At 43.1% G+C, this 25,324-nt stretch carries 24 protein-coding genes; 22 read left to right on the top strand and 2 right to left on the bottom strand.

The genetic code is table 11. From position 1 onward, the window contains the following. Positions 1 to 558 precede the first annotated feature (558 nt). The 10 genes from EH243_RS16930 (at position 559) to EH243_RS16885 (ending at position 10,026) form a co-directional block, all read left to right on the top strand. A complete protein-coding gene (locus tag EH243_RS16930; protein WP_126159841.1) occupies positions 559 to 1,725 on the top strand; it encodes an acyl-CoA dehydrogenase family protein in 1,167 nt (388 codons plus the stop codon). A gap of 64 nt (positions 1,726 to 1,789) precedes the next feature. After that, positions 1,790 to 2,752, top strand: coding sequence for a TRAP transporter substrate-binding protein DctP (gene dctP, locus EH243_RS16925; RefSeq protein ID WP_164549151.1), 963 nt, complete (start codon positions 1,790 to 1,792; stop codon positions 2,750 to 2,752). A gap of 43 nt (positions 2,753 to 2,795) precedes the next feature. Further along, positions 2,796 to 3,281, top strand: a complete 486-nt coding sequence (locus EH243_RS18910; protein WP_126159839.1) for a TRAP transporter small permease — start codon at positions 2,796 to 2,798, stop codon at positions 3,279 to 3,281. Between the two features lie 2 nt (positions 3,282 to 3,283). Next, positions 3,284 to 4,594: a TRAP transporter large permease gene (locus tag EH243_RS16915; RefSeq protein WP_126159838.1), complete on the top strand. Its 1,311-nt coding sequence runs from the start codon at positions 3,284 to 3,286 to the stop codon at positions 4,592 to 4,594. Between the two features lie 63 nt (positions 4,595 to 4,657). Next, positions 4,658 to 5,185: a nuclear transport factor 2 family protein gene (locus tag EH243_RS16910; protein WP_126159837.1), complete on the top strand. Its 528-nt coding sequence runs from the start codon at positions 4,658 to 4,660 to the stop codon at positions 5,183 to 5,185. Between the two features lie 37 nt (positions 5,186 to 5,222). After that, entirely contained in the window at positions 5,223 to 6,509 is a 1,287-nt protein-coding gene (locus EH243_RS16905) for an aromatic ring-hydroxylating oxygenase subunit alpha (protein WP_126159836.1), read from the top strand. Between the two features lie 3 nt (positions 6,510 to 6,512). Further along, entirely contained in the window at positions 6,513 to 6,995 is a 483-nt protein-coding gene (locus EH243_RS16900; protein WP_126159835.1) for an aromatic-ring-hydroxylating dioxygenase subunit beta, read from the top strand. 18 nt (positions 6,996 to 7,013) lie between these two features. Beyond that, positions 7,014 to 7,970 (top strand): PDR/VanB family oxidoreductase, encoded by a 957-nt coding sequence (locus EH243_RS16895; protein WP_126159834.1) that lies wholly within the window; start codon positions 7,014 to 7,016, stop codon positions 7,968 to 7,970. A 138-nt stretch (positions 7,971 to 8,108) separates the two neighbouring features. Next, positions 8,109 to 8,600: a flavin reductase family protein gene (locus EH243_RS16890; protein WP_126159833.1), complete on the top strand. Its 492-nt coding sequence runs from the start codon at positions 8,109 to 8,111 to the stop codon at positions 8,598 to 8,600. Between the two features lie 127 nt (positions 8,601 to 8,727). Beyond that, a complete protein-coding gene (locus tag EH243_RS16885) occupies positions 8,728 to 10,026 on the top strand; it encodes an amidase (protein WP_126159832.1) in 1,299 nt (432 codons plus the stop codon). Between the two features lie 109 nt (positions 10,027 to 10,135). Here the strand turns inward: EH243_RS16885 and mtnA are convergent, their stop codons facing one another. Beyond that, positions 10,136 to 11,155: an S-methyl-5-thioribose-1-phosphate isomerase gene (mtnA, locus tag EH243_RS16880; protein ID WP_126159831.1), complete on the bottom strand. Its 1,020-nt coding sequence runs from the start codon at positions 11,153 to 11,155 to the stop codon at positions 10,136 to 10,138. A gap of 179 nt (positions 11,156 to 11,334) precedes the next feature. Here mtnA and mtnK point away from each other — a divergent pair, with 179 nt between their 5' ends. From mtnK to EH243_RS16840, 8 genes are all read left to right on the top strand, one after another. Further along, on the top strand, positions 11,335 to 12,540 hold the full coding sequence (gene mtnK, locus EH243_RS16875; protein ID WP_126159830.1) for an S-methyl-5-thioribose kinase: 1,206 nt from the start codon (positions 11,335 to 11,337) through the stop codon (positions 12,538 to 12,540). 281 nt (positions 12,541 to 12,821) lie between these two features. Then, complete coding sequence (dgt, locus tag EH243_RS16870; protein WP_126159829.1) at positions 12,822 to 14,222, top strand: dGTPase; 1,401 nt, start codon at positions 12,822 to 12,824, stop codon at positions 14,220 to 14,222. Continuing rightward, on the top strand, positions 14,219 to 14,782 hold the full coding sequence (locus EH243_RS16865) for a primase 1D-like protein (protein ID WP_206441650.1): 564 nt from the start codon (positions 14,219 to 14,221) through the stop codon (positions 14,780 to 14,782). The genes dgt and EH243_RS16865 overlap by 4 nt, the downstream gene beginning before the upstream one ends. 496 nt (positions 14,783 to 15,278) lie before the next feature. Next, the gene (locus EH243_RS16860; RefSeq protein ID WP_126159828.1) at positions 15,279 to 16,355 is read left to right on the top strand and encodes a TRAP transporter substrate-binding protein; all 1,077 of its coding nucleotides are present in this window, start codon (positions 15,279 to 15,281) and stop codon (positions 16,353 to 16,355) included. 86 nt (positions 16,356 to 16,441) lie between these two features. After that, positions 16,442 to 16,978, top strand: coding sequence for a TRAP transporter small permease subunit (locus tag EH243_RS16855; RefSeq protein WP_126159827.1), 537 nt, complete (start codon positions 16,442 to 16,444; stop codon positions 16,976 to 16,978). Between the two features lie 12 nt (positions 16,979 to 16,990). Beyond that, positions 16,991 to 18,280, top strand: a complete 1,290-nt coding sequence (locus EH243_RS16850) for a TRAP transporter large permease (protein WP_126159826.1) — start codon at positions 16,991 to 16,993, stop codon at positions 18,278 to 18,280. A gap of 63 nt (positions 18,281 to 18,343) precedes the next feature. Beyond that, positions 18,344 to 19,702: a cache domain-containing protein gene (locus tag EH243_RS16845; protein ID WP_126159825.1), complete on the top strand. Its 1,359-nt coding sequence runs from the start codon at positions 18,344 to 18,346 to the stop codon at positions 19,700 to 19,702. A gap of 17 nt (positions 19,703 to 19,719) precedes the next feature. Beyond that, positions 19,720 to 20,373, top strand: a complete 654-nt coding sequence (locus tag EH243_RS16840; RefSeq protein WP_126159824.1) for a response regulator transcription factor — start codon at positions 19,720 to 19,722, stop codon at positions 20,371 to 20,373. A gap of 85 nt (positions 20,374 to 20,458) precedes the next feature. Here EH243_RS16840 and EH243_RS16835 read toward each other — a convergent pair whose 3' ends face one another. Then, positions 20,459 to 20,662 (bottom strand): hypothetical protein, encoded by a 204-nt coding sequence (locus EH243_RS16835; protein WP_126159823.1) that lies wholly within the window; start codon positions 20,660 to 20,662, stop codon positions 20,459 to 20,461. 461 nt (positions 20,663 to 21,123) lie between these two features. Between EH243_RS16835 and EH243_RS16830 the strand changes: the two genes are divergently transcribed. The 4 genes from EH243_RS16830 (at position 21,124) to EH243_RS18570 (ending at position 25,299) form a co-directional block, all read left to right on the top strand. Continuing rightward, on the top strand, positions 21,124 to 22,416 hold the full coding sequence (locus EH243_RS16830; protein ID WP_126159822.1) for an AAA family ATPase: 1,293 nt from the start codon (positions 21,124 to 21,126) through the stop codon (positions 22,414 to 22,416). Positions 22,417 to 22,483: 67 nt separating this feature from the next. Next, positions 22,484 to 23,590, top strand: coding sequence for a hypothetical protein (locus EH243_RS16825; RefSeq protein WP_206441649.1), 1,107 nt, complete (start codon positions 22,484 to 22,486; stop codon positions 23,588 to 23,590). 152 nt (positions 23,591 to 23,742) lie between these two features. Then, the gene (locus EH243_RS16820) at positions 23,743 to 24,693 is read left to right on the top strand and encodes a hypothetical protein (RefSeq protein ID WP_126159820.1); all 951 of its coding nucleotides are present in this window, start codon (positions 23,743 to 23,745) and stop codon (positions 24,691 to 24,693) included. Between the two features lie 348 nt (positions 24,694 to 25,041). Then, positions 25,042 to 25,299 (top strand): hypothetical protein, encoded by a 258-nt coding sequence (locus EH243_RS18570; RefSeq protein WP_164549149.1) that lies wholly within the window; start codon positions 25,042 to 25,044, stop codon positions 25,297 to 25,299. Positions 25,300 to 25,324 lie beyond the last annotated feature (25 nt).

The following is a 25,324-nucleotide window of genomic DNA, read 5'->3' as shown; positions in this document are numbered from 1 at the left end:
GAATGAGAACAGGGTCATACCAGGCGGCTGAAACAGTGAATTTTCTATTGGCTCCGCCGAGGGGTTGAACAGGCTAATCCGGTGATTTGATCGTCTATGTCGCTTCGTTAATGCCACGGTTAGCCTGATGGATTATCGACTCACAGTCGCTATTTTGTATTTTAACGTAATTTTATACCCGTTTTTTTTCTATCGTTCTTTCGTTCTTTTTGCAGCGAAGGTGATCGGAAATGATATTTAACTAAGAAAATATGCATTTATCGGCTTTTCAAAGATGATATTTTTCAGTGCGCTTTATTTACGCACTTTATCTTAGCGCACTAATTTAGTGCAATATTTCAGGTAAATAGCGTAGATTTTGTATTGAAAACACCGTTTTTCAGTAAGCATTGATGTGAATCAAAAAGACTAATCTCTAGCTGTTCTTCATTGTGCGTTGCATCATTTAATTGACTATTATTTGTGCTAATTCCTACTATCAATACTGCTTATTTGTTTGCATGTTTGATTAGTATTATAAATAAAAGAACAAAATGTATCGTACAAGCAGGTGAACCGTTGAAAGCAATAGATGATCTTTATAAGTCAGTTTATCTTGATGAAAAAGGTAAGGATGACTTTGAGCAGTTATTACTTGAAGTAGAGAAGGGACGCGAAGCTTATTCAGAACAAGCCTATGTGCCAGACGAAATTGTTCAGTTAATGAAAAAGGCTGGTTTTTTTCGGGCACTGGTTCCACGTATTTTTGGCGGCAATGCCGGCAATCCATTACCCTTTTTACAATCTATTGAGCGTTTAGCATCGGTAGATGGATCCGCGGCGTGGGTTGCAAGCTTTGGATCATCTAACTATTACCTTGCTGCCTTGCCTTTAGAAGTACAGAAGATCATCTATAAAAATGGCCCTGATCAGATGTTTGCAGGAGGCCTTTTCCCAGTCCAGCCTGCAGTTAAAGAAGGCGACGGTTGGCTGGTGAATGGCCAATGGAAATTTTCGAGCGGCTGTAAAACCGCTGATTGGATCGGCGTTGGTATTAGTGAGCAAACGGGGAGTGGTTTCCAAGATCGACCTCGAACAGCTATTTTTCCCGCTGACCAAGTCGACATTGTCGATAACTGGAACGTTTTTGGCATGGAAGGTACCGGTAGCCATGACCTTAGCGTGACGGATAAGCATGTAACAGAAGATTGGACCTTTATACGGGGCGCTCAAGCGATCGTTAAAGAGCCTATTTATAATATTCCGACAGTGGCTTTTTCTGGCCAGGTTCATACGGCTGTTATTTTGGGATTGGCGGCGGCGGCTATTAGTGAGTTGTTGTTGATATGTAAAGGACAAACGACAACGGGAGCGCCAAGCTTAGCCGATAGAGCCTATTTTAGAATGGGGCTTTCTCGAGCCACGGCTAGCTTTTTAAGCGTACGGTCTTATTTTTACGCTGTTTGTGAAAAAGTCTGGCATGAGATTGAGCAAGGTAATGAGATTTCAGTCGATCTGACTAATGAGATGCGTCTTTCTGCAACCTACACCGCACAGATATGCGCTGAAGTTGTAGAAAAGAGTTACAGCTTATCGGGAATTAATTCAATCTTCTTACGTTCGCGCCTGCAAAAAATCTTAAGAGATGCCATGGTTATCAATCAGCATGCACATATCAATGAGTCTGTTTTTGATGGTGCAGGTGCGGTAATGACCGATGTTGAGCCTTTCTATGGTTATATTTAAAGACATCAAAATTTAAACGCTTCAAAAGATTACTAACTTTACAAACATAAAAATGGTGAGTTCTATGAGTAATATGTCTATAAAGCATTTATTAGCGAGCAGCTTATTCGTGTTAACCACGGTGTTATCACCTTTAGCTCAAGCTGAAAAAACCTTGACCGCAGCGGTGCCAGTGCCTGCCGATTCGGTTTGGGGTAAAGTGTTCTCCCGATATGTAGAAACTGTTGATAATGTGAGCGGTGGTGAACTTAAAATTCGGGTTATTGGGCCAGAATCACTGCCTGCTCGAGAGCAAATTAACTCAGTACGTTCCGGTATCATTGATATTCTGTCAACGTTCCCTGGTGCTTACCGAAGCGCTTTCCCTGAAGCAAATGTTCAAGAAATCTCTAATATCAGCCTTGATGAACAAAAAGAAAACGGTTCTTACGACAAATTGAAAGCCGTTATCAACAAACGTTTTGATGCTGAAGTCTTATCGACTTATGCCCTAGGGGTACCTTTTCATATTTATCTTAACAAAGAGATTAAAACTCAAAGTGATCTTGAAGGGATTCGCTTAAGAAGTTCTGAGTTAAGCCAGGCTTTGCTACGTAAAGTAAAAGCACAGCAGATTGATGTGCCGATTCCTGAAGTGTTTACAGCCCTAGAACGTAAAATGGTTGATGGTTATGCCTTTAATATTCTAGGAATAGATGACATGGGCTGGGAAGGTATGACTCATTACCGTGTAGATCCAGGCTTCTACTCCACTGTCTTTAATATCATGCTGTCAAATAAGTCTAAATCTAAGATGACGGACCAGGAACTCGAGTATCTTCGAGAAGCGGCTAAGGTCTTCGAAGAAAATATTCAGATTGAGCTGAAAGAGATGGTTAGTGCTGAATATAAACGTCAGGAATCTATCGGTATCAAATCGATTGACCTCGGCGAAGCGTTTCCAGAAATGGCCCGCCAGGTTTACTGGGATGAGCTGACTAAAAAGTCTGATTTTGCTGTAGAGCTTAAGGCATTAATGAATAAGTAATCTTAAGTAGGACAGGGATGTCCATTTTTTACATAGGTGTTTTATGCTCTATTTATATAAAATACAGACAAAGATTGTAGATATTTGCTTCTACTTCTCATGTCTTTGTATGCTTTACTTGACCTTTTTTATATCGGCGGATGTCATCTTTCGTTCTTTCGGTGTTCGATTGTTTTCAGGTACAGTAGAACTGTCTGAATATGCATTGTTAGCTATCGGATTATTATGTGCTCCTTGGGTTTACAAAAGGGGAAGTAATCTTAAAGTTGACATACTTATTGCTAATAAGAGCGATAATTTCAAGAAATATCATGCTGTTTTGGTTGATGTTGTCATATTGTTTACATGCCTTTTTGTATTCTATTACGGCGCCTACTCTTTCTTTGAATCTATAGAAAGAGATACATATGTTTACAAAATGTTAGTTTTCCCTGAGTGGTATATAAACTGGATTATCCCTGTATCTATGCTGCTGGTTTCTACCGAAGCGCTTTATCGATTGTATTCTTTTTTTAAGGCGGAGTCGTAGTCATGGAATGGTATTTTATACTGTCTGGTATGTTTCTGGGCGTAGTCGCTCTGTTGCTTTCTGGAATACCTGTTGTTTTTGCTTTTCTTATAATGAATATTTTGGGTTCATTTTTCATTATGGGAGGCGAAGCGGGTATTTTGCAGATGGTTAGGAATATGCAAAGCTCTATTTCTAACTTTTCGTTAGTGCCGATTGTTTTATTTGTCTTTATGGGCGAGATTTTACTTCAATCCGGTGTGGCAAAAAAGGCGATTGACGCGATTGATAAATTACTGGCTAAGACTCCAGGTCGCTTATCGATTGTTGCCATTATTGGTGGCACAATATTTTCATCATTATCAGGCTCAACAATGGCTAATACCGCTATTCTTGGCAAAACGTTAATGCCTGAAATGAAAAAGAGAGGCTACTCGCCTAGTATCTCCATGGGGCCTATCATGGCTGTTGGTGGTATAGCGATGTTGATCCCACCCTCGGCTCTGGCTGTACTGCTAGGTAGCATGGGTAAAATATCAATCAATGACTTGCTGATCGCCGCTATCGTGCCAGCATTTATTATTGCCTTTATGTTCTTCCTATATGTATTTCTTAAATGCGTGCTTAATAAAGATTTAGCACCAGCATATGATGTCGAATCTCAGCCGTTTGCTGAGAGAATAAAGCCATTCTTAGTCTATGTTGCGCCACTCGTACTCATATTCTTTGTCGTTGTTGGCAGTATGGTTGGCGGTTTTGCAACACCGACAGAGTCAGCATCATTAGGCTGTATCGCTAGTTTATTTATGGTTTTAGTCTATCGACGATTTACACTTGAGGGCTTTAAAAATTCATTAATGGAAACGATTATATTTTCATCAATGATCCTCTTTATTATCTGTGCATCATCTAGCTTTTCTAAAATACTTGGTTTTTCTGGTACAACACAGACACTCTCTGCGCTCGTCGTCGATTTAGGTCTGGATAATGCGTATATCTTGATCTGTATGTTGTTAGTCATGCTGATTCTTGGCTTTTTCATGGACCAAGTCAGCATCATGATGTTGACCCTTCCTATCTTTATGCCATTGATTAATGTGATTGGCGTAGATCCGGTTTGGTTTGGTGTTATGGCACTTATCGTCTTGGAAGTGGGCTTGTGTACCCCTCCCTTCGGGTTGCTTATATTTGTTATGCAAGGGGTTGTGCCGACAGAGAATATACGGAATATCTATAGAGCGGTTATACCTTATGTATTAATTGAGGTTGCAGTTATTGCACTGATATTTTTTTTCCCTGTCGTTGTTTCATTTGTGCCTGATCTAATAAAATAATGATGAGTTATTAATATTTTTAAATATGCCTGTTAATTATTAAAACATTATTGGTTTCTTATTATGAAAGAAGAGTTTGATCGTTTATATGAGCGTCTGAGTGCATTGGAATCTGCTTCAGCAGTGAGTGCATGTATGCATGAGTATATGCGTCTCTGTGATCAGTTAGATGTTGGCTTTGATCTGGAGCCATTAATGTTTTTATTTACCACCGATGCGGTATGGGAAGGTAAAGGGGGGCGATATGCAAAGAGTTTTGGCCGTCGGGTTGGGCGGGAGGCTATCCGGCAAATGTTTGATAAATATGTTCAGCCGCCGGCTCATTTTGCGCTTAATGCTCACTTTTTAACGTCTGAAAAAATTACGGTGACGAGCCCGACAGAAGCGCGTGGGACTTGGATGTTACTGCAAACCTCAAGCTTTAATGATGGCCGTTCACAGCTGAGTGCAGCCTTGCTAGACGTTTTATTTCAACGTGTTGGTGAACAATGGAAGATTGCACATTTCACCACAGAAAGCCGATTTAATCGGCCCGTTGATACCGCCTGGGATTGTCCGCAAGCATTGCCTGTACCCGCAGAGGACGAATAGCCGTTTTTGTTCATTTTATAGAGTTAGGAGTTACTCAATGTTAGAAGAAAATAATCTATCGACAGCCTGCCGGGCCGCAAGCATGGTCGAAGAGGGTCGGATACATAAACAACTTTATTCCGATGAAGCGATTTTTGAAGCAGAACTAGATAAAGTTTTTAATTCCACTTGGGTGTTTATTGGTCATGAAAGTGAAGTGCCAGAAGCGGGTAGCTATAAGACCGCTTGGGTTGGCCGCCAACCAGTCATTTTAAGCCGAGATCGTAAACTTCAACTTCATGTATTGGAGAACCGCTGCCGCCATCGCGGAGCAACGGTCTGCGAAAAGCGTAAAGGCAAGAGTAAAAGCTTTACCTGCCCTTATCACGGTTGGGGTTATGGCTTGGATGGTAGCTTGAGAGGGTTGCCAAAAGAGGAAGAGTACAAGGGTGTTTTTGCCAAGAGTGATATGTCCTTGGTGAACCTTCGGCATGAGACCTATAACGGCTTAGTCTTTGCGACCTATAAGAAAGATATTGAGCCTCTTGAAGATTTTCTTGGAGGGGCAAAAAAATGGATCGACCTGTTTGTTAAGCAAGGTGGTGGCTATCCATTAAAAGTACTGGGTGAACATCGTTTTAACTTTCCAGGAAACTGGAAAATTCAATTGGAAAATACGACTGACGCCTATCATTTCCCGATTGTTCATAAGTCATTTATCAGTTCATTAGATGATCAAACGGCTGATATTTTTGACTTTTTGGATGGCGAAGGCTTCGTCGAAGATCTTGGTAATGGCCACAGTGTCATGGTCATGATTCCTGAGCTGACGGACCTTGAAGAGAATTTAGATGAGCCTATTCCAGAACGTTTTCAAAAACTGGCAGAAGAGTTGCGTCAGGAAGGCGTTGCTGAGCCAGAAGTGAAGCGTTTAGTCAGAGCGGCACACGGAACAGGGTTTAACTTAAACCTATTCCCGAACGTTTCCTGCTCAATGGCTTTTTTCCGGGTTTTACGACCGGTGAGCGTTTCCGAAACGGCGATCCATCACGTAGCACTAGGAGGTGAGGGCGCACCAGAAGCCTTTAACCGTAAGCGGATTCGTCTACATGAGCATTTCCAAGGCCCTATGGGTTTTGGTACGCCAGATGATGGTGAAGCGTGGGAACGTGTACAGAAAGGTTCTATTGCGGGCCCTGATGGTTGGATTATGGTGAATCGCGGGATCAAGAACCTGCATCAATCGCCAGATAATAATCCAGCGGGTGAGGTTTGCTCCGAAACGGGTATGCGTGCGGCATACCAACAGTATAAAAAAATGATGAGCTCAACAGAGGATAAATAAACGATGCAATCTGATACTCAACTACTTATCTCTGTCTCTGAGTTTCTTTGGTACGAAGCCGATCTGCTCGATCATAAATCCTATCAGGAGTGGCTTCAGCTATGGACCAAAACCGGCTTTTATATTGTCCCTGCAGAGTTGGATGAAACCGATTATCTCAATAGCGTTAACTTGGCGATGGATGACGATGAAATGCGTCAACTGCGGGTGAAACGACTCGAAAATGGTGAGTCGGTGTCAGCCGCATCGGTCAGTGGCACTATCCGAATGATCTCACGTATCCGTATTGTCGAGAGCAGTGATGATCAGGTGAAGGTGCGTTTAGCGATGACTTTGAATGAGATGCGCCACGGTGTGCTGGTGACATATCCTGCTGAGGTCGAGTACACGCTGAACCGCAGTGCTGATGGATTTAAAATTGAACAAAAAGTCGTGAAGTTGCTGCATACAGAAAGTTATTTACGCACTGTGAGCTTTATCTTCTAAAAAAGTTTCGGGGGTTGTATGAGTCAAACGCTTATTAATGCGGTGGTGATATCCCGTGAAGATCATACCGATGATGTCGCTGTTTTCGAATTAGCGAGTGAGAATGGAGATGCGTTGCTACCTTTTGAGGCGGGTGCACATATTGATCTTGAAATTGAATCGGGCCTTATTAGACAGTATTCACTGTCTAATAACCCCGATAACAGTAACCAATACCGATTAGGTATTCTCAAAGACCCTCAGTCTCGTGGCGGTTCACAAAAGGTTCATGAGCTTTTGAAGGTCGGTAGTGCGGTGCGTATTAGTGAGCCTCGTAACCATTTCCCCTTAAATATGGAAGCAGAGCACTCGGTGCTCATTGGGGGAGGGATCGGAGTCACACCGATGATTGCGATGGCATATGCACTCAAAGCAGCAGGACGTTCTTTTGAATTTCATTACTGTTGCCGTTGCCGCGAGAAAGCCGGTTTTATGGACGAACTGCAGCGTGTTTTTGCAGACGAACTGACGTTGCATTTTGATGATGAAGGCGAGGCTAATCGACTTAACCCTAAGACGATTGTTGAGCCGTTATCTGCGACAAAACATGTTTATGTTTGTGGTCCCGGTGGCTTTATGGATTGGGTGATCGCTGAAGTGAAAGCAAATGGGCTTGCGGAAGAGCAAGTACATTTCGAGTATTTCAATGCAGAGGTCGATATCGAAGGTGAAACCTTTGAAGTGCAGATAAAAGGGCAAGAGGCGGTTATTCAAGTTCAAGCCCATGAGTCTATCGCTAATGCACTTAAAGCCGCTGGCATTAAGGTTGATGTGTCCTGTGAACAAGGTGTTTGTGGTACCTGTATCTGCGATGTTATCGAAGGTACGCCCGATCACCGAGACCACTTTCTCACCGATGAAGAGAAAGAAGATAATGATCAGATCGCTCTATGTTGCTCACGCGCTAAGAGCCCACGTTTGGTGATTGATCTTTAAAGCTCCAAAAGTAAGCGTTAACACTGAAAACCTTAAAGCGATGATGATGTCCATCATGATTCAGTGTTAACGGCTTTTTTCTACATGTTTATATCGTCCGTTCTTGTCTCAATAATAAATAATATTTTTGGAGGTTCTATGTTGGTGGATGTAAAAGATTTTCGTCGTGCTTTAGGTAAGTTTCCTACCGGTGTTACGGTGATTACCGGAGTCGATGACAGCGGTAATAAAATTGGTGTCACCGCCAGTAGTTTTAACTCTGTATCGATTGAACCTGCGTTAGTTCTTTGGAGCATTGATAAGGGGGCGTTGAGTTTAAATGCTTTTGCTGAAGGCAAGCCTTTCACGGTCCATGTGTTGCGTGATGATCAGGTTGATATTTCAAATAAATTTGCGCGTCGTGGAGAAGATAAATTCTCAGGTGTTGAATTGAGTGATAGCGTTCATGGCGCTCCACGCATTACCGGTACGGCGGCTTGGTTTGAGTGCCATGTCTGGAATGTTTATGAAGGTGGTGACCACCTGATTATTGTCGGTCAGGTGAATGAGTATGGCTATGATGACGATACCTCGTCACTGGTGTTTCATAACGGTGGTTATGCGGTGCCTGAGTTACATCCATCACTTTAATCGTCGACAAAGTTGGCAACACTTTTTTAACCGATCCTCTAAATGGGTATCTGCACCTAGGTTGAGTCGTTCTTGCTAACGTACTCAACATATTAACCACAGGTATAAGCGATAAAGGCGCTCGACGATGAAAACAACTGATTCACTAAGCTCTTTAGGATTACGGCGCGCCCTACAGGGTATTGAGGAGGGTTTATATACGGCCCTCGATATTATTAACGCTTGTTTTGATCAGTTAGAACGCCGTGAGCCGGTGGTTAAGGCGTGGCAGTGTCGTTTAAATCGAGAGGAGTATTTAGCCCAATATACAAAATACCAATCCTTTTATGAGCAAAGTATCTTAAAAGGCTTACCGGTAGGCATTAAGGATATTATTGACACAGCTAACATGCCAACGGAGATGGGATCGGCGATTCATAAGGGTCGTCAGCCCGTTGATGATGCAGCCTGTGTCAGTCAGATTCGTCAGGCCGGGGGTATTGTATTAGGTAAAACGGTCACCACTGAGTTTGCGTACTTTAAACCCGGTGATACCTGTAATCCAAAAGATCTGCTGCGTACCCCTGGTGGGTCATCCAGTGGTTCTGCTGCGGCGGTCGCCGATAGTATGGTGCCTGTTGCGCTAGGCTCGCAGACCGCCGCCTCTGTTATTCGTCCTGCCGCTTATTGTGGCGCAGTGGGTTATGTCGCCTCACGGGGGGATTTCTCTCTAAGAGGTATTCAGCCGCTAGCACAGTCACTGGATTCACTGGGCCTACTTGCTCGGTCGGTGGAAGATATTGAATTGATGCGAGGGATATTACTAAAACAACCATCCCCGTTAGATCTGCCTGCCGCGCAGAAACCGACTAAAGTGGTTGTGTGTGATGGGGCAGCCATTGGTGATGTTGATGGTGCGATGCAAGCAGCGATTCAATCCACGGTACTTGAGCTACGCCGTCACGGTGTCGATATTATCGAGATGTCCGCTCAGTCGAGTGGCTTGTTGAAAGAGTTAGTTGATCATCACCAATGCATCATGGCATATGAAGTGTGCCGTAACTTGGTTCAAGAAGCCGCGCAGCCAGAATTACTCAGTGAGCCTTTAATCGACCTAATCGATCGAGGGGTCGCGATCTCTTATGATGATTACCTCGCGGCTCGGCAACAGGCTGAGAAAATCAGAGAGCAGCTTTGGGCAGAATATGCTGATTGTGATCTTATGTTAGCGCCGGCAGCGCCGGGTGTAGCGCCTTTAGGTATTGATAAAACCGGCGCGCCACATATGAGTCGGCCATGGCAAGCGATGAACCTGCCCGTGATTACACTGCCCGGTCATGTTTTTGAGGGGAACCTACCGTTGGGAGTACAACTGGTCGGACGATTAAATGAGGATCAGTCATTATTGCGTCTTGCTCGTTGGGTTGAGGGTGTTTTACCACGCTGATCATGGATTAGGGTGTCGTGAATATACTTAGTTGAGATAAAAGAGGAGCTTAGATGAATCATTATCGTTGAAGATACAATTCATCTAAGCGTGATTAACATCGATAGCATTACAGGTTTTTCAACGCCCCAGCAGCTATCTGTTCTGGGCGATAAACACCCGTATCGAGAATCCATCCGCTTACCAGTTTGGCGGGGGTGACATCGAACGCCGGGTTATAGACCGGGGTGTTATCCGGTGCCCAGTTGATCTCGCCAAAACTACCACTAACACCCTGAACTTCGGCGGGATTGCGCTGTTCGATAGGGATAGCACTGCCATCAGGGCAGTTTGCATCGACGGTGGTGTAGGGGGCAACCACATAGAAGGGCACGTTGTGATATTGCGCAACCACCGCTAGCGAATAGGTGCCCACTTTATTGGCAAAGTCGCCATTGGCGGCGATGCGATCAGCACCCACGAGAATTACATCGACCTTTCCTTGGGCCATCAGCAGGGCGGCCATATTATCGCAGATCAATGTATGGGGTACGCCGAGTCGATCCATCTCCCAGGTGGTTAAACGGCCACCTTGCAATAATGGACGGGTTTCATCGACCCAAACATGCAGTGCTTTACCTTGTTGCTTCACCGCGCCGATCACCCCGATAGCCGTGCCAACCCCCGCAGTGGCGAGGCTGCCGGTATTACAGTGGGTGAGAATATTCGCACCGTCTTCAATGAGTGCAGCACCCGCGGTGGCGATACGATTGCATAATGTTACGTCTTCATGGAACAGTTGCTCGGCGCAACGGGGCAGCGCTGCTGGCCCTTCGTTATCGAGGGTGGCTAACATGCGGTCAAGGCAGTTCATTAAATTGACCGCGGTGGGTCTGGTTGCCCGTAAACGTTCGGCTTCGGTACGTAACGTGGTTGTGGAGACACCCTGTTCTGCTAAATGCGCTAATAATAGGCTAGCGCCGATACCGATGAGTGGCGCACCACGGATCTGTAGCTGTTTGATCATTGCGATCATAGTCTCAGTGCTGTCGCAGGGGAGCCACTGTTCTTGATGCGGTAGTTGATGCTGATCGAGAATAGACAGCGCCCCTTGTTGATATTTAATGCTGGTGGCGATGAGGTCTTTCATGGAGGTTCCAATAACAAAAGGGTTTGGGGCGCCTAAGTTATCAGGAACCATTCAATCAGAAAAGGGGTATGCAGAGGCGAACCTATTTGCCACAATGCAGTCAATCTAATCTGTGCGGTGTTGGTTATCGATACCCGCCTAAATTGCTTTCTTTAATCGTTGTGGAACCAAGCCTGAATATGAGTTTTAAAAAATTTGCATCTGATGCTGATGTCATCGAATTTGCGCGTCAGCATAGTGATCTGTTTATGGCCGATGAACCTTTGCGGGTCGAGGAAATCGGTGACGGCAATATTAACTTTGTTTATCGGGTGTCCGGTGCCGCCACGAGTCTGATTATCAAGCAAGCGTTGCCCTATATTCGCAGCATCGGTGAAGGTTGGCCTTTATCGCAAGATCGTATACGGATTGAAGCCGAGGCATTACAGCTGGAGGCCTCTCACTGCCCCGATCTCGTGCCTGAGGTCTATCACTATGATGCCGAGCAGTGTGCCATCGTTATGGAGGATATCAGTGCTTATGACAATCTTCGCAATGTGATGGTCGCCCGCCAGAAACTGCCTTTGCTGGCTGAGCATCTTGGCCGCTTCTTAGCCGATACCCTGTTTTATACATCGGATCTGTATTTAGATGGCCATGCGAAAAAAGCGTTGGTGCAGCGGTTTATCAATCCCGATCTTTGCAAAATTTCGGAAGAGTTATTTTTCTGGGACCCTTACTGTGACCATGAGCGCAACAGTATCAACGAGTATCTACGCGCCGATGCCGAACAGCTTTGGCAGGATGAAGCGTTGAAGTTGGAAGTCGCGCAGCTGAAGCTGAAGTTCCTTAACCAAGCCGAGGCATTGCTGCACGGTGATCTACATGCGGGATCGGTCTTTGCCAATGAATCAGGCACCAAAATCATCGACCCTGAGTTTGCCTTTATCGGCCCAGCGGGCTTTGATATTGGCTCCATCATTGGTAACTATGTGTTGAATATTGCCGGGCAGTCAAACTTGCCGGGGGATCAGGCCGAGCGTGAAGATTATCAACAGTGGCTGCTCAATGGCATTAATATCTTGTGGAACACTTTTGCGCAAGGCGTTCGACAGCATATGCGTGATGAAACGACAGACCCGAGTCTACAGCAAGCAGGATTTGCCGATTGGTATCTGTCGAGCTTGTTAGCAGATAGTTTGGGCTATGCGGGTACTGAGGTGATTCGCCGTACTGTGGGTTTGGCCCATGTGCTGGATATTGAATCGATTGAAGATGCTCAACAGCGGGCGGAATCTGAACGTTTAGCACTGACACTCGGGAAGCTACTGATTAAGCAGCGTGCTAGTTTTAATACGATTGAAGCGTTATCCTCCAATCTGGCGGATCAAATTTTTTGTCACTAAGGTAAGTTTTAAAAGCCGTCATACATATAGTTATGATGGCTTTAATTTGTTTTGTACAAGGTAAAGAGTATTCTTGACTGTACTTGTTAGGCTATTTTTTACGATCAGCCACTTGATGGAATAGATTTTCCGTGATGTCTATTTTAGACGTGGTTACAATCAATGATTTCAACAGTGTATCTGATGCCTCGTAAAAGTTAGTCTTATGCTTGACGGACATACCCATAGGTTACGATACTAATCCCTCGTTATATTGGAAAATACAAAAGGATTGCAGTTTTATGGAAGATAAATTATTTAGTATTGAGCGTCTAAGGCAAAGCTCTAGCACTGACACTAGAACATCTAAGCAGCAGTTTGAGAGTGATAGAGGCAGGGTTCTATTTTCATCTCCACTAAGACGGTTGCAAAGTAAAGCCCAAGTTTTTTCTTTAGAAAGTAATGCTGCTGTTCGAAGTAGACTTACCCACTCAATTGAAGTTGCTCATGTAGGGCGTTATATTGCTCAACAATTAGTCCTTGTTGCTGAAAAAGAAAAAGACTCTCAGCTTTTAGATAAATTTGTTCTGATAGAACCAATAGTGGAAACTGCCTGTCTGTTACATGATATAGGGAACCCTCCCTTTGGTCATTTAGGTGAGAAGGCTATTCAGGAATGGTTTAGAGACAACTCTAATAGTATCCATAAAAAGTCTAAAAATAATGATATAGATAAATCGAACTCATATTATAACGACTTTATAAACTTTGATGGTAATCCTCAGGGAGCGCGAATAGCTATTACTTTACAGGGGTTTCCTGACCAAAAAGGACTAAATCTTACTGTTGCTCAGATTGGTGCAATAATTAAATATCCTCAGTTTTCAGATGAGTTATCTAAGGGGTCTTCAAAATATAAGAAAATTGCTGCATTCTCCTCTGAGAAAGAAATATTAATAGAAGCTTGGAAAAAATTAGGGTTAAAGTGGGGACAAAGGCATCCGCTTGTTTATTTAATGGAAGCTTCTGACGATATTGCATATAGCTTGAGTGATATTGAAGATGGTATCGAAAAAACAATAATCACTGAAAGTGAAGTAATAGCTTTCTTAGAGGATAAATTTTCTGCTTTTCAAGATGAAATTAAAAATTGTATACCTAAGAGTGATAGCGCACAATGTAAGGTTGTTGGACGTTTTGTTGGTTTTAGAACAAATATGATTAATCTCCTTACAAAATATGCTGCTGAATATTTTTTTAAAAATAGAGAAGATTTCTGTGCTGGTACTAGAAAATCTATTTTTGATAATAGTAATGATGATGACTATTCAAAGGCTCTCAATATTATTAATAATTACTGTCGTGAAAAGCTATACGAATCAAAGGAAGCTGAAGATATTGAAATTGCAGGTTATAACATAGTACATGGGCTTTTGGATAAGTTTTCACTGTTATTGAGTTTGGAACAGAAAGATTTTAAAGATCTTGTCGATGGTAATGGTAAGAATAATCTAGAAAGAAGAATGTTTTCAAAACTTCCCAAGAGTCTCGTGGATCACTATAAATACAGTGTAGATAACGATCCCGATAATGAATGGTTTATTAGGTTTCAACTTATTGTTGATTATATATCTGGCATGACTGATGATTTTTCTCTCAAGCTTTATCGGCTTTTTCATGGTATCGAGGTCAATATAGTATGACATTTGAAAATCACCCTTTGTCACATGTTTTATCTTATTTTAAAAATAAGCAAGATATTGAAATGCAATTTAGTATTTATGAGTATCAGCCTCAAAATGTATTTGATAATAGAGCATTTATTGATGTGCTTGCTAAAGATGTGAATGAAAAATGGATAACTGATAAATTAAAGAGCTTAGCTGTTGGTGAAGAGTTAGCTTTTCATTCTGTTTATAAAAAAGGGCAGAGAAAGTACCATCTTCCAATGATAGATTTTGATTGTAGTGTTCAAGATTTAAAATACGCAAAGGCTACGCTGTATAAGATATTACCAAATCATATTTATTCAGGCTTAGTCTTTTATGAATCAGGGCGATCTTTACATGCATATGGAAGTACCGGTTTGAATAACAAACAGTGGATTGACTTCATGGGGAGGTTATTATTAGCAAACCTTCCTAATGAACCCTCTATCGTTGACACTAGATGGGTAGGGCATAGGTTAATGGGAGGGTTTTCTTCTTTAAGGTGGTCTTCTAATAGTGGTATGTACCTGAAGGTTCCTTCACGAATTATTTAATATTTTCTAAATTTACATAACCTAAAATGGCTTAATTTCGACATTTCGCGCATCATATTAGGCTAAGTTACTGAATGAACTTACTAGTCTAGTTATTTGTAGCGTATTGGTGAAATTACTCAAAGAAGCTGAAGGCCATTTGGATCGGTTGGATGATATTTCTAGTCAGTTCTTATCTTAGACTAAGATGGATAATCGAAATGTCAGAATCGCATCAAGCCTAACAGTCTAACTCATTGTAAAGCAGCCCTGTTCTAAATTTCTATGAAAAGCTTCTAGGTAAAACTACGTAGCCCCTCTACGTAGTCTCTCTTCATCCCTTGCGCAGTATCCCGAATAGGCAAGATTCGGTTATTTCATCACACTATGCAGATGCTAGCGTTGTGTTTACACGGCGCTATCCGGTGGTGATCTCAGCCCGACGCTGTTTCAGGTTTCACTGCTTTTATAGATGCTCTCCCGCAAGGGGAGTTGCAAAGAGAGGATGATAATAACAATGTTAAAACTGAATTTTGCAAAGAAGCTAGTGACGATAGCGGCTTGCGCAACGATGCTAGCAAGCCCGTTGATGGCGGCTGAAAAAGTCTATCGACTGAAGCTCGCTGAAACCTGGCCAACCAATTTCCCTGTGTTTGGCGATGCCCCTAAAAATATGGCTGCGCTGGCTGAACAGATGTCGAATGGTCGATTAAAGATCACTATCGATTCAAAAAACAAGCACAAAGCACCGTTCGGTGTCTTTGATATGGTGCGTTCGGGTCAGTATGACATGGGCCACTCTGCGTCTTATTACTGGAAAGGCAAGGTGCCAAACACCCTGTACTTCACCACCATGCCTTTCGGTATGACAGCACCTGAACAGTACGCTTGGTTTTACCATGGCGGCGGACAGGAGCTGATGGATGAGGTGTACGGTAAGTACAATATTATGTCATTCCCAGGTGGTAACACCGGTAACCAGATGGGCGGTTGGTTCCAGAAAGAGATCAACTCACTGGATGACCTTAAAGGCTTGAAGATGCGTATCCCTGGATTCGCGGGAGAAGTGCTGGCTAAGCTCGGTGCTAAACCAACGAACATTCCACCGGGTGAGCTATATACCGCGCTGGAACGTCGCACCATCGATGCACTCGAGTGGGTTGGACCTTCCCTTGATCTACGCATGGGTTTCCACAAGATTGCACCGTTCTACTATACCGGCTGGCATGAGCCAGCGACTGAACTTCAGTTCATGATCAACAAGAAGAAGTACGATTCTTTACCTGCTGATCTGCAACAGATTCTGAAGACTGCAATGCGTACAGCTGCATATGACATGTATATCCAGTCTTACCACCTGTCCAGCGAAAACTGGGCGACCATGAAGCAAGAGTTCCCGAATATCCAAGTGAAGTCATTCCCACCAGCAGTACTCGCAGCAATGCGTACGGCGAACGACGAACTGCTGGCTGAGAAAGCAGCGGCTGATCCTTTAGCTAAACGGATTCTTGAGTCTCAGGCGGAATACATGAAAAAGGTTCGGGTTTGGACTGAGATTTCAGATAAAGCATATCTGGATAACGTCAGTAACTAATCCAACTGAGTTGAAGCGATACAACAGAGCAGCCTGTACCTGATTTCAGGTGCAGGCTGCTGCGTTTTTAAAGAGTGGGAGTGAATATGTTATTAACCAGGCTAGAGCAGGTCTGCAATAGTTTTTCCGAACTATTAGGCAAAGTCTCTGCACTGTTGTTCATCGTGATGCTGTTCAATGTTTTTTTCGATGTTGTGATGCGTTATCTGTTCAATGATGTGTCGATCGGGATGCAAGAACTGGAGTGGCATCTGTACGCGTCTGTTTTTCTCTTGGGTGTACCTTACACCTTGAAAACCGGCGGTCATGTGCGCGTCGATCTTATCTATGAGGGTCTCACGTCTAAAACTAAGGCTCTGATCGATATGTTTGGCGTTTTAATCTTGTTGATACCGTTTTGTGCGCTGGTGGGTTGGTACAGCGTCGGCTTTGCGATGGAAGCTTATGATCTAGGCGAAACCTCTGGCGACCCCGGTGGCTTGCCTTATCGCTGGATTATTAAAGCGGTGATTCCGTTTGCCTTCTTCTCCATTGTGATCAGTGGTCTGGGCATGCTGCTCAAATCCATTAATATCCTTCTTGGCCACGGTCAGGCGGATAATTATCAACCCCCACAGCATTAAGAGGCACTGACGATGATTGGTATTGTAATGTTCTGTGTTGCGCTGTTGATGCTGCTAGTCGGTTTCCCAGTTGCGTTTACATTTGGTGGTGTCGCACTGCTATTTGGTTTATTTGCCGAAGGGCCTGAGCTGTTCGCCTTTATGCCGTTCCGGATTCAAAGCATTATGGAAAATACGGTGCTGATGGCGGTGCCGTTATTTGTCTTTATGGGGATCGTGTTACAGCGTACTCGTTTGGCTGAGCAGCTGTTAGAAGCGATGGCGAAACTGTTTGGTGGTGTGCGTGGTGGATTGGCCATTTCGACAGTATTAGTAGGCGCGTTGTTAGCGGCCTCAACTGGCGTGGTAGGGGCTTCCGTGGTGGCGATGGGTTTGATCTCATTACCGGTCATGCTGAAATACAAGTATGACAAATCACTCGCCTGCGGCACCATCTGTGCGTCGGGCACCCTAGGGCAGATTATTCCGCCCTCTATTATTCTGATTATTCTCGGCGATGTGCTGGGTATCCCAGTTGGTGATCTGTTTAAAGCCGCGGTTGGCCCAGGCTTTATTTTGATCGGTCTTTATATCGTCTACATCTTGATTTATGCATGGAGGAAGCCTGAAGCTGCTCCCGCATTGCCGATGGATGACGATGTTAATAGTAAGACCGAGCAGTATGTTAAAGCGATGAAGGCGATTGTACCGCCGTTAGCCTTGATTCTGATTGTACTGGGCTCTATTTTTGCCGGTATCGCTACACCGACAGAATCTTCAGCCTTAGGTGGTGTCGGTGCTATTTTGCTGGCGGCGGTTTATGGGCAGTTTAGCTGGAAAATGGTATTTGATTCCGCTTCTGAAACCGTAAAAGTCACGGCGATGGTGTTTGCGATTCTGTTGGGCGCAACCGCGTTCTCGATGGCCTTTACCTATACCGGCGGCGACTATATCGTTGAAGAGTTACTGTCTGATCTACCGGGTGGCACGACCGGCTTTTTGATTCTCTCTATGCTGGCGATTATGGTGCTCGGCTTCTTTATCGACTTTGTCGAAATCAGCTTTATTATCGTACCGATTCTTGCGCCCGTCGCGGATGCGTTGGGGATTGCGCCGGTTTGGTTTGCTATCTTGATTGCGATGAACCTGCAGACCAGTTTCTTGACGCCACCCTTTGGTTTCAGTCTGTTCTATCTGAAAGGGGTTTCGCCGCCCGAGGTGCGCACGGTCGATATTTATCGCGGTGTTATGCCGTTTATTGCGATGCAGGTGGCGGTGGTGATTTCGATACTGTTGTTCCCTAGTTTCTATGGTCTCAACTAAAAGGCCTTTTTAAAGCAACGGTTAACGATATACTGAGGATAAAAATAGGCCAAAGCTGACTCTATGAAACCCCTTGTGACGTCGCTTAAGGCGAAAATGCTACTGTTATCGATTATCCCTCTGATCTTGGTAACGGTAGCCATTACGCTGATAAGTTTGAATCAGGCTCGGTTATTGTCTGAGCAGGAGATTAAAACCTTCGAAGAGAACTTGTTGGCGTCCAAGCGGCAAGAGTTACAGCACTATGTCGGGCTCGCGATGACCTCCATCGCCCATGTTGTGGGGCAAGCGGGGCCTGCGGATAAAGCGGCTGAGGCTGAAGTGAAGCGGATCTTACATAGCCTGACCTATGGCGATGATGGCTATTTCTTTGTTTATGATGCCAAAGGTGTCAATTTGGTCCATCCGATTCAGTCAGAGCTGGTGGGCAAAAACCTGATCGATCTACAGGATACGAACGGCGATTACGTGATTCGTAACCTCTTAAAGGTCGCGCAGGAGGGCGGTGGATTTCATCGTTATATCTGGCGTAAACCCTCTAAAGGTGATTTCGAAGATAAGCTGAGTTATGTGATTCAGATTCCAAAATTAAACTGGATGATGGGCACTGGGCTATATATTGATGATATCGCCAAAGAAGTGGCGATCACCCGTCTTAAAGTCACCCATAATATTCGCAATACCTTTTTGACGGTGGTGGCCATTTTGGCAGCCACGGTGGTGATTATTGCGCTATTAGCGTTAGGGCTGAATGTGCATACCTCGCAATTGGCTGATGCACGGTTGCGCGAAGTCGCTCATCGTTATGTGCAGTTTCAGGTGAGTCAGCGGCGTAATTTTGCCCGCGAACTGCATGATGGTATTAATCAGTTGATGGTATCGGTTAAATTTCGTTTGGAACTGGCAAGCGATAAGTTACCTCCGGGCGAGGTTAAGGCGCGAGCCGAATTAGAGCGTGGCAGTGAAGTATTAAACCAAGCGATTCAGGAGGTTCGGCGTATCTCCCATGACCTGCGTCCGATTCAACTGGATGATCTTGGTTTAGAACCGGCGATTAAGGGGATGGTTGAAGAGTTTTCTGAACGTACGGGGATCACTTCACAGCTGCGTTTAGAACTACCGCAACAACGCTTACCCGATGATATTGAGATTACCCTCTACCGTATCGGTCAGGAGGCGTTGATGAATATTGATCGGCATGCGCAGGCGGCGAATGTGAGTTTTCGCATCTGGCAGGAGGAAAACTTAATCTGGATTGAGATTCGTGATGATGGCCAAGGGTTTGATGTATCCAATAACACCGGTGAGGGGATTGGTCTACTCAACATGCGAGAGCGTTCGGAGCTGTTGAGTGGCCAGTTTAGCGTGCGAACTAAGCTGGGTGGCGGAACACGTATCCGCGCAGGGTTCTCTCTGATATAGATGAACAGGTGCAACTGATGACAGAAAAAAAGATTCGAGTGGTGTTGGTGGATGATCATGCACTCGTACAGGAAGGCATCATTGCTCGATTAGAGAATGAACCTTCATTGGAGGTTGTCGGTGCGGCGAGTAATGGTGCCGAGGCGTTGCCCCTTGTAGCTGAATTGAAACCGGATGTGGTGTTGATGGATATCTCCATGCCGGTGATGAATGGTTTTGAGGCGACAGAGCGGTTACGCGCTGAACAGCCGAATGTGCGGGTGCTTATTTTGACCATGCATGAAAGCCGTGAATATATTCTCAAACTGATTCAGTGCGGGGCCGCCGGTTATGTGCTGAAGGATGTTTCCGCGAGCGAACTGGTCAATGCGATTAAAACGGTTTATAGCGGCGCCACTTACTTCAGCGCCGGTGTGTCTCAGTCGCTGTTTAGTCAGCCCGATTTAACATTACAGAATGATACCGCCCCGCAGCAGGATGCACTGACCTGCAGAGAAACAGAAGTGCTGAGTTTACTGGCCGGTGGGGCGAGTAATAAAGAGGTGGCTCGGCAGTTAGCTATCTCGGTGAGAACGGCGGAAACCCACCGGCAAAATATTAAGAATAAGCTCGATATACATACAGCAGCGGGTTTGGTGCGTTATGCGATCGAACACCAGTTGATCGATTGAGGGCTATTTCATGCTGCTTGGGTAAGCCATTAGGAAAGAGCCGTCGATGTTGAGTCGACGGCTCTTTTTTTGTTGTAGCGAAATGTCAGCTTTGTGCCAGCAGCGTACATGCCATCAGTGATTTGATACGACGTGGTAAAGCTTTTTTTAAACCTTCAAGAACGTTGCTCCAACCCATTCGTGTTTTCCAGCGTTTGCCGTTTAGCCAAACGTTGTAGCAATCAACAGGGTTACTAGGATATAGTTCAACTAAATGGGTAAAAGGAGTACCCGTATCGTAGTCCGTCATTTTGACTAGCCTACGAAGGTCTGGTCATTCAGACGGATATTCAGGATGAATACCATAGATCCTTTTTTCCTCTCTGGCGGCCCTTGCCTTCGCATACTTAGTCACATATGCCTGATATTCAGGACATCTAGGATACATACTTTACCCTTTTTGGATGATTACATCCATTTCAAGAAAAGAGGACGCACTTAGTTTTCGTGCTTGCCTGTTTATTCGGTTGGTGATATTTTAATCATCAATAAAATCAATAGGTTATTGATTTGGTTTGCAAGTTTATATGCCACACGTCATAGAAATAGTGTGCGCGCACGCTTTTCTGGAAGGGAATAGTCAAACTATGGAAGGTTTCAGAATGAAATCAGTTGGTTACAAGCAGAAGCTCGGTGAGTTCTCGCCAGTATATCAGGCACGCACACGAATAAGCTGTTAACTATCTCTAATTTTCAAGGTCGGGCATCAAAATGATTGATCCAGAAAAAGGTTTTACTTCCGATGTTATTACTGACCCAAATAGATTTGTTGGTCGAATTGATCTGATTAGATCTTGCATGCAGGCGCTACATTCTCCAAATAGCTTAATTGCAATTTATGGAAAGCGTGGTGTAGGTAAGTCGTCATTGTTAAGGCAGGTTCAGCAGATGGCGCTGGGTGACTATACGCTAGCTACAAACGCAGGTTTGCATCATGAAATTCCAGATAAACCAAGGACATATCTAACCGTATTTTATACTTGTGACGCCATAATAGAATCTGGAGAGGCTTTGGTATCTAGGCTTTGTAACGATCAAAATGATGAGGATGGATTGTTAAGGCTTGTACCCCAAGATGGAAAAGAAATTGTGGAATTTACCAGAACAAAAGAGGTTTCTGGAGGAGCGGATTTAAAAGTTATAAACTGGGGCGCCAAGGGTATTGAATCATCAAAGTATGCTCGGGTCGTTGAGGGAGATACGGTTCAAACATTTCGAAATTTTGTTTCTTCAGTCGTTCAGCATCAAGTCAAAGGCAAGATGAAACGTGATGGATTATTGATTCTACTGGATGAATTTGATGTCTTACAAAACAAAAACGGACTTGGCTCTCTCATTAAATCGCTAAGTTCAAAAGACATTAAATTCGGTGTTTGCGGTATAGGTCAAGATCTCACGGATCTGATAGAAGACCATGCATCGGTAGAACGCCTACTAGAGCAAGGTGCGATACATGTAAAAACAATGCCGGATCAAGAAGCGGTTAATGTACTAAATAAAGCTGAAGAATTATTTGAAGGTGACCTTGGGATAGATGACGACGTTAAAAATGATATTGTAAAAGCATCGCAAGGTTATCCGTATTTTATACAAATGATTGGTAAGTCCTGTGTGAGTAAAGCGTCCCAACTTGGGCTTACCGTTATTGATCGGCACGTATACAATCGAGTGCTTGAAGACATAAAAAGCGGAGTCGCATTCCCCACACTTGAAAGTTCATATCAGCGAGCAATTGGAAATTCGGAGGCTCGTCAAATGTTATTGCATCTGCTAGCAGAGCAACCTGAAGAGATGACTCTATTTCATGAAGATGTAGGGAGGATATTACTCAAAAATGTACGGAAAGACGCTGCAGAATTTGAAGTTGATTACCTTGATCAGAACCTTCCAAGACTATTAGATAGAAAGTTCGGGCCCGTACTCCGTCGAATCCCGGAGGGGCAGGGAATCTATGAATTTATCAATCCGGTGTTTAGGCTTTACGTAAACCTAAGAGCCATATAGTTAACAAAGCGTTGCACCGGACAAGCCGGTGAACGCGGCGTTATGTGGTTTTCAATAATCGAGTTTTATGATGACTAAAAATAGAGATATACAATTTATTAAACCTTGTAGAGGGGTTGATGAAGGTCATAGAGAACTAACTCCTGAGTACGCTTTTGAATGTTTTAAACAGGGAAAAGTTGTTCAAATTAATTTAGACAATTGCTCCATACAAAGAATGGAACAGTTGCCTGAAAACCCATCTATAGGAGATGCAGAAAGAGTTGGACTGCTTCCTTTAGTTCATATTTTGCAAAAATCTCCCCTTATTAGTTTGACTGCTATTGGTGTAAATGAAATGCCAGACAAGCACGTTGCTAATTCTATGAGGGCTTATCAAAGATTTTGTGATAAATTTTGGCCAGGTCATAAAGATGACTCGGAGGCTACACATCGATCTTTCGATGAGCTTTCTGCTGAACGAAAAATTGACTTTAAAGAACTATCTGATGAAGCTAGATGTACATATGGAATGTCGTATGTCGCTATGTTACAAATTCAAAACATAAAATTAAACCACTCTGGTAAGTCACCAGCAGAACAATTTGAAATATATATCCATAGTATGATTAGCCTAATTGATATTTTGAATGCGTTTGATATGGAAATCGCTAAATATGCTTTTTGGGGTCTTTCAGCGCATGAGATAAACAAATTACCTGAACCAATTCAAAATCGTAGAAGAGATATTAAAAACAATTTTACGAAAACAGGTAAGACTATTGCTAAGTGCCGATGGTTAGCTTTTGATGCTGCGATGGATATACACTGGCTCAGTGGTTCAAACTTTGCTGAAGATCTTGGTGTTACTTTGGATGTACTTGGCAAAAAATTTAAAATTGATAATTGGGTTGGTACCAATGACCACAAATTGTTTAATATATGTTATGACATTCACTGGGTATATTATGAAGGTTCAAATATGAAGCTTCTTGCTGTTACTAGAGAAGAAGAGCTATCAAATTTAAAGTATTGGAAACACGTTGATCAGTTTGCTGAACAGATAACTAAATTCAGAAAAAATAGTGGATATAACAGCAATGAAAATCTTCTCAGTAACATTGATTCTTCCGTTGAGCATATAGAAAAAGAGATATGCTCCTATTTGGAAAAAGTTAGTGATACACCCATATAACAAGGGTTTTCAAGTCGGACACGTAACAGCTTGCTGAGTTTCACTTCGTTCCACATTTTAGCAAGCTATTACTTGCCGCTTAAAACGGCGTTATGTGCCTATGCTTTGGCTCTTTTATATATGCATAACTACTATTTCATAAGGGAATATTTATGAATATTAAAATTAAATTTTCGGTACTATCGTTATTTACTATGTTAAGTTTTTCGCCATCAGCTAGTTCTAATGATTATGCTGGGACTGCTCATGTAATTAAAGGTGAGGCTGAAATCAACGTTTCAACGTTATTTACCTGTAAAGAAGGGCGTTCACGTCCGTCTCCAGTCGGCATTAAAAAATATGATAATATTGAATATATTGTTCCTGCAAAGGTTCAGTATGAACAAAAGAGTTTTGCCACAGACCTTTATAATGAATGCTCGAAGGTAACCCCAAAGTCTTTGTCTGAGGTTAACTTGTCGTCCGTACCTATCATAGAAGTAGATAACGATGGAGAAGTTATTACAGGGTACATATTTGCAGATAATTACTTTGAATTATTTATAAACGGTAAGTTAATAGCCGTGGATCCTATACCTTTTACTCCTTTTAATTCCAATGTCGTGAAATTTAAAGTTAAAAAGCCATATGATATTGCAATCAAAGTTGTTGATTGGGAAGAAAATTCTGGCTTGGGTAGTGAAGATAATCGTGGTAAACGTTTTCACCCGGGAGACGGTGGTTTTATAGCAAGTTTCTCTGATGGTACGACAACAGATTCTAGTTGGTCAGCTCAAACTTTTTACACCTCCCCTATTTATGATCTGAATTGTGCTAAAGAGGTTAGAGAGCAGCGTTTAACAACAGAATGCGATACCAATGGTGCGGATAAATACATTGATACCTACTCATTACATTGGGATATACCGGTAAATTGGAAATCAGACGACAGCTACTTATCTTGGCCAAGCGCAGTTGAGTTTACGGAGTCTGAAATTGGAGTCGATAATAAGAAAGCTTATATGAACTTCCAAGAACAGTTCTCCGGTGCTGGCGCTTCATTTATTTGGTCAAACAATGTTGTGTTAGATAACCTTGTCTTATTAAGGTATCGAGTTAAATAAATCACATAACAAATTGCTCAAGTCGGACTTGGGTAAGCAGCCTTCTTTTTTTCAAAAAAAAACGAAAAAAAGCAGCCAGCTCATCCAATCCGCTCAGCAAGGCGTTAACGCACACGAAAAGAGCGGTTTTAAAAGAGTTTTTTTAGAATAATAATTGGGGTTAGAGTAAAATTAAATTTTCAAGTTATTGAAAAATATAATAAATTAGAAATAACGTTACTCTGATCTCAATAATTCTTTACTTCCTCTTTACCCAAGTTTGCATTTATCTCGTGTAAAATACTTTCAACGTTTGAACAAAAGCAACAAACGAATTTAAATCAATAAATTTAATCAAGGGTAAATAAAATGAAAAACGTAAAATTAACTTTAGTAACAGCTCTTTCGGTTTTGGCTTTAACTTTTGCAGGCGTGGCAACAGCGGGTAACAACAGCCACCATAAAAAACAAAATGAAGTTACTTATACCAAGAAGGTTGTCGTTACAAAGACAGTGGTAAAGCAGGCGCGAATTCAACACCGAAGTGCGACACAACTATGCAACCTGAAGCAGCTCCCGAAAGACGGCTTCTGGCTGCCTAAATCCAAGGCACTTTCTTGGTCTTAAATTCAATCTTTTCTCTGCTCGTCGC

This window comes from Amphritea opalescens, from assembly GCF_003957515.1.
Lineage (GTDB): Bacteria > Pseudomonadota > Gammaproteobacteria > Pseudomonadales > Balneatricaceae > Amphritea > Amphritea opalescens.
This window is presented reverse-complemented; position numbering and strand designations above follow the sequence as displayed.

Excerpts from the sequence above, each read along its gene's own strand:
- EH243_RS16895 (WP_126159834.1), top strand. The coding sequence starts at position 7,014 with ATGAGTCAAACGCTTATTAATGCGGTGGTGATATCCCGTGAAGATCAT.
- EH243_RS16865 (WP_206441650.1), top strand. The coding sequence starts at position 14,219 with ATGACATTTGAAAATCACCCTTTGTCACATGTTTTATCTTATTTTAAA.
- EH243_RS16915 (WP_126159838.1), top strand. The coding sequence starts at position 3,284 with ATGGAATGGTATTTTATACTGTCTGGTATGTTTCTGGGCGTAGTCGCT.
- EH243_RS16835 (WP_126159823.1), bottom strand. The coding sequence starts at position 20,662 with ATGACGGACTACGATACGGGTACTCCTTTTACCCATTTAGTTGAACTA.
- EH243_RS16900 (WP_126159835.1), top strand. The coding sequence starts at position 6,513 with ATGCAATCTGATACTCAACTACTTATCTCTGTCTCTGAGTTTCTTTGG.
- mtnK (WP_126159830.1), top strand. The coding sequence starts at position 11,335 with ATGAGTTTTAAAAAATTTGCATCTGATGCTGATGTCATCGAATTTGCG.
- EH243_RS16860 (WP_126159828.1), top strand. The coding sequence starts at position 15,279 with ATGTTAAAACTGAATTTTGCAAAGAAGCTAGTGACGATAGCGGCTTGC.
- EH243_RS16910 (WP_126159837.1), top strand. The coding sequence starts at position 4,658 with ATGAAAGAAGAGTTTGATCGTTTATATGAGCGTCTGAGTGCATTGGAA.
- EH243_RS16850 (WP_126159826.1), top strand. The coding sequence starts at position 16,991 with ATGATTGGTATTGTAATGTTCTGTGTTGCGCTGTTGATGCTGCTAGTC.
- EH243_RS16855 (WP_126159827.1), top strand. The coding sequence starts at position 16,442 with ATGTTATTAACCAGGCTAGAGCAGGTCTGCAATAGTTTTTCCGAACTA.
- EH243_RS16885 (WP_126159832.1), top strand. The coding sequence starts at position 8,728 with ATGAAAACAACTGATTCACTAAGCTCTTTAGGATTACGGCGCGCCCTA.
- EH243_RS16830 (WP_126159822.1), top strand. The coding sequence starts at position 21,124 with ATGATTGATCCAGAAAAAGGTTTTACTTCCGATGTTATTACTGACCCA.
- EH243_RS16825 (WP_206441649.1), top strand. The coding sequence starts at position 22,484 with ATGATGACTAAAAATAGAGATATACAATTTATTAAACCTTGTAGAGGG.
- EH243_RS18570 (WP_164549149.1), top strand. The coding sequence starts at position 25,042 with ATGAAAAACGTAAAATTAACTTTAGTAACAGCTCTTTCGGTTTTGGCT.
- dctP (WP_164549151.1), top strand. The coding sequence starts at position 1,790 with ATGAGTAATATGTCTATAAAGCATTTATTAGCGAGCAGCTTATTCGTG.
- EH243_RS16840 (WP_126159824.1), top strand. The coding sequence starts at position 19,720 with ATGACAGAAAAAAAGATTCGAGTGGTGTTGGTGGATGATCATGCACTC.
- EH243_RS16820 (WP_126159820.1), top strand. The coding sequence starts at position 23,743 with ATGAATATTAAAATTAAATTTTCGGTACTATCGTTATTTACTATGTTA.
- EH243_RS16890 (WP_126159833.1), top strand. The coding sequence starts at position 8,109 with ATGTTGGTGGATGTAAAAGATTTTCGTCGTGCTTTAGGTAAGTTTCCT.
- mtnA (WP_126159831.1), bottom strand. The coding sequence starts at position 11,155 with ATGAAAGACCTCATCGCCACCAGCATTAAATATCAACAAGGGGCGCTG.
- EH243_RS16905 (WP_126159836.1), top strand. The coding sequence starts at position 5,223 with ATGTTAGAAGAAAATAATCTATCGACAGCCTGCCGGGCCGCAAGCATG.
- dgt (WP_126159829.1), top strand. The coding sequence starts at position 12,822 with ATGGAAGATAAATTATTTAGTATTGAGCGTCTAAGGCAAAGCTCTAGC.
- EH243_RS16845 (WP_126159825.1), top strand. The coding sequence starts at position 18,344 with ATGAAACCCCTTGTGACGTCGCTTAAGGCGAAAATGCTACTGTTATCG.
- EH243_RS18910 (WP_126159839.1), top strand. The coding sequence starts at position 2,796 with ATGCTCTATTTATATAAAATACAGACAAAGATTGTAGATATTTGCTTC.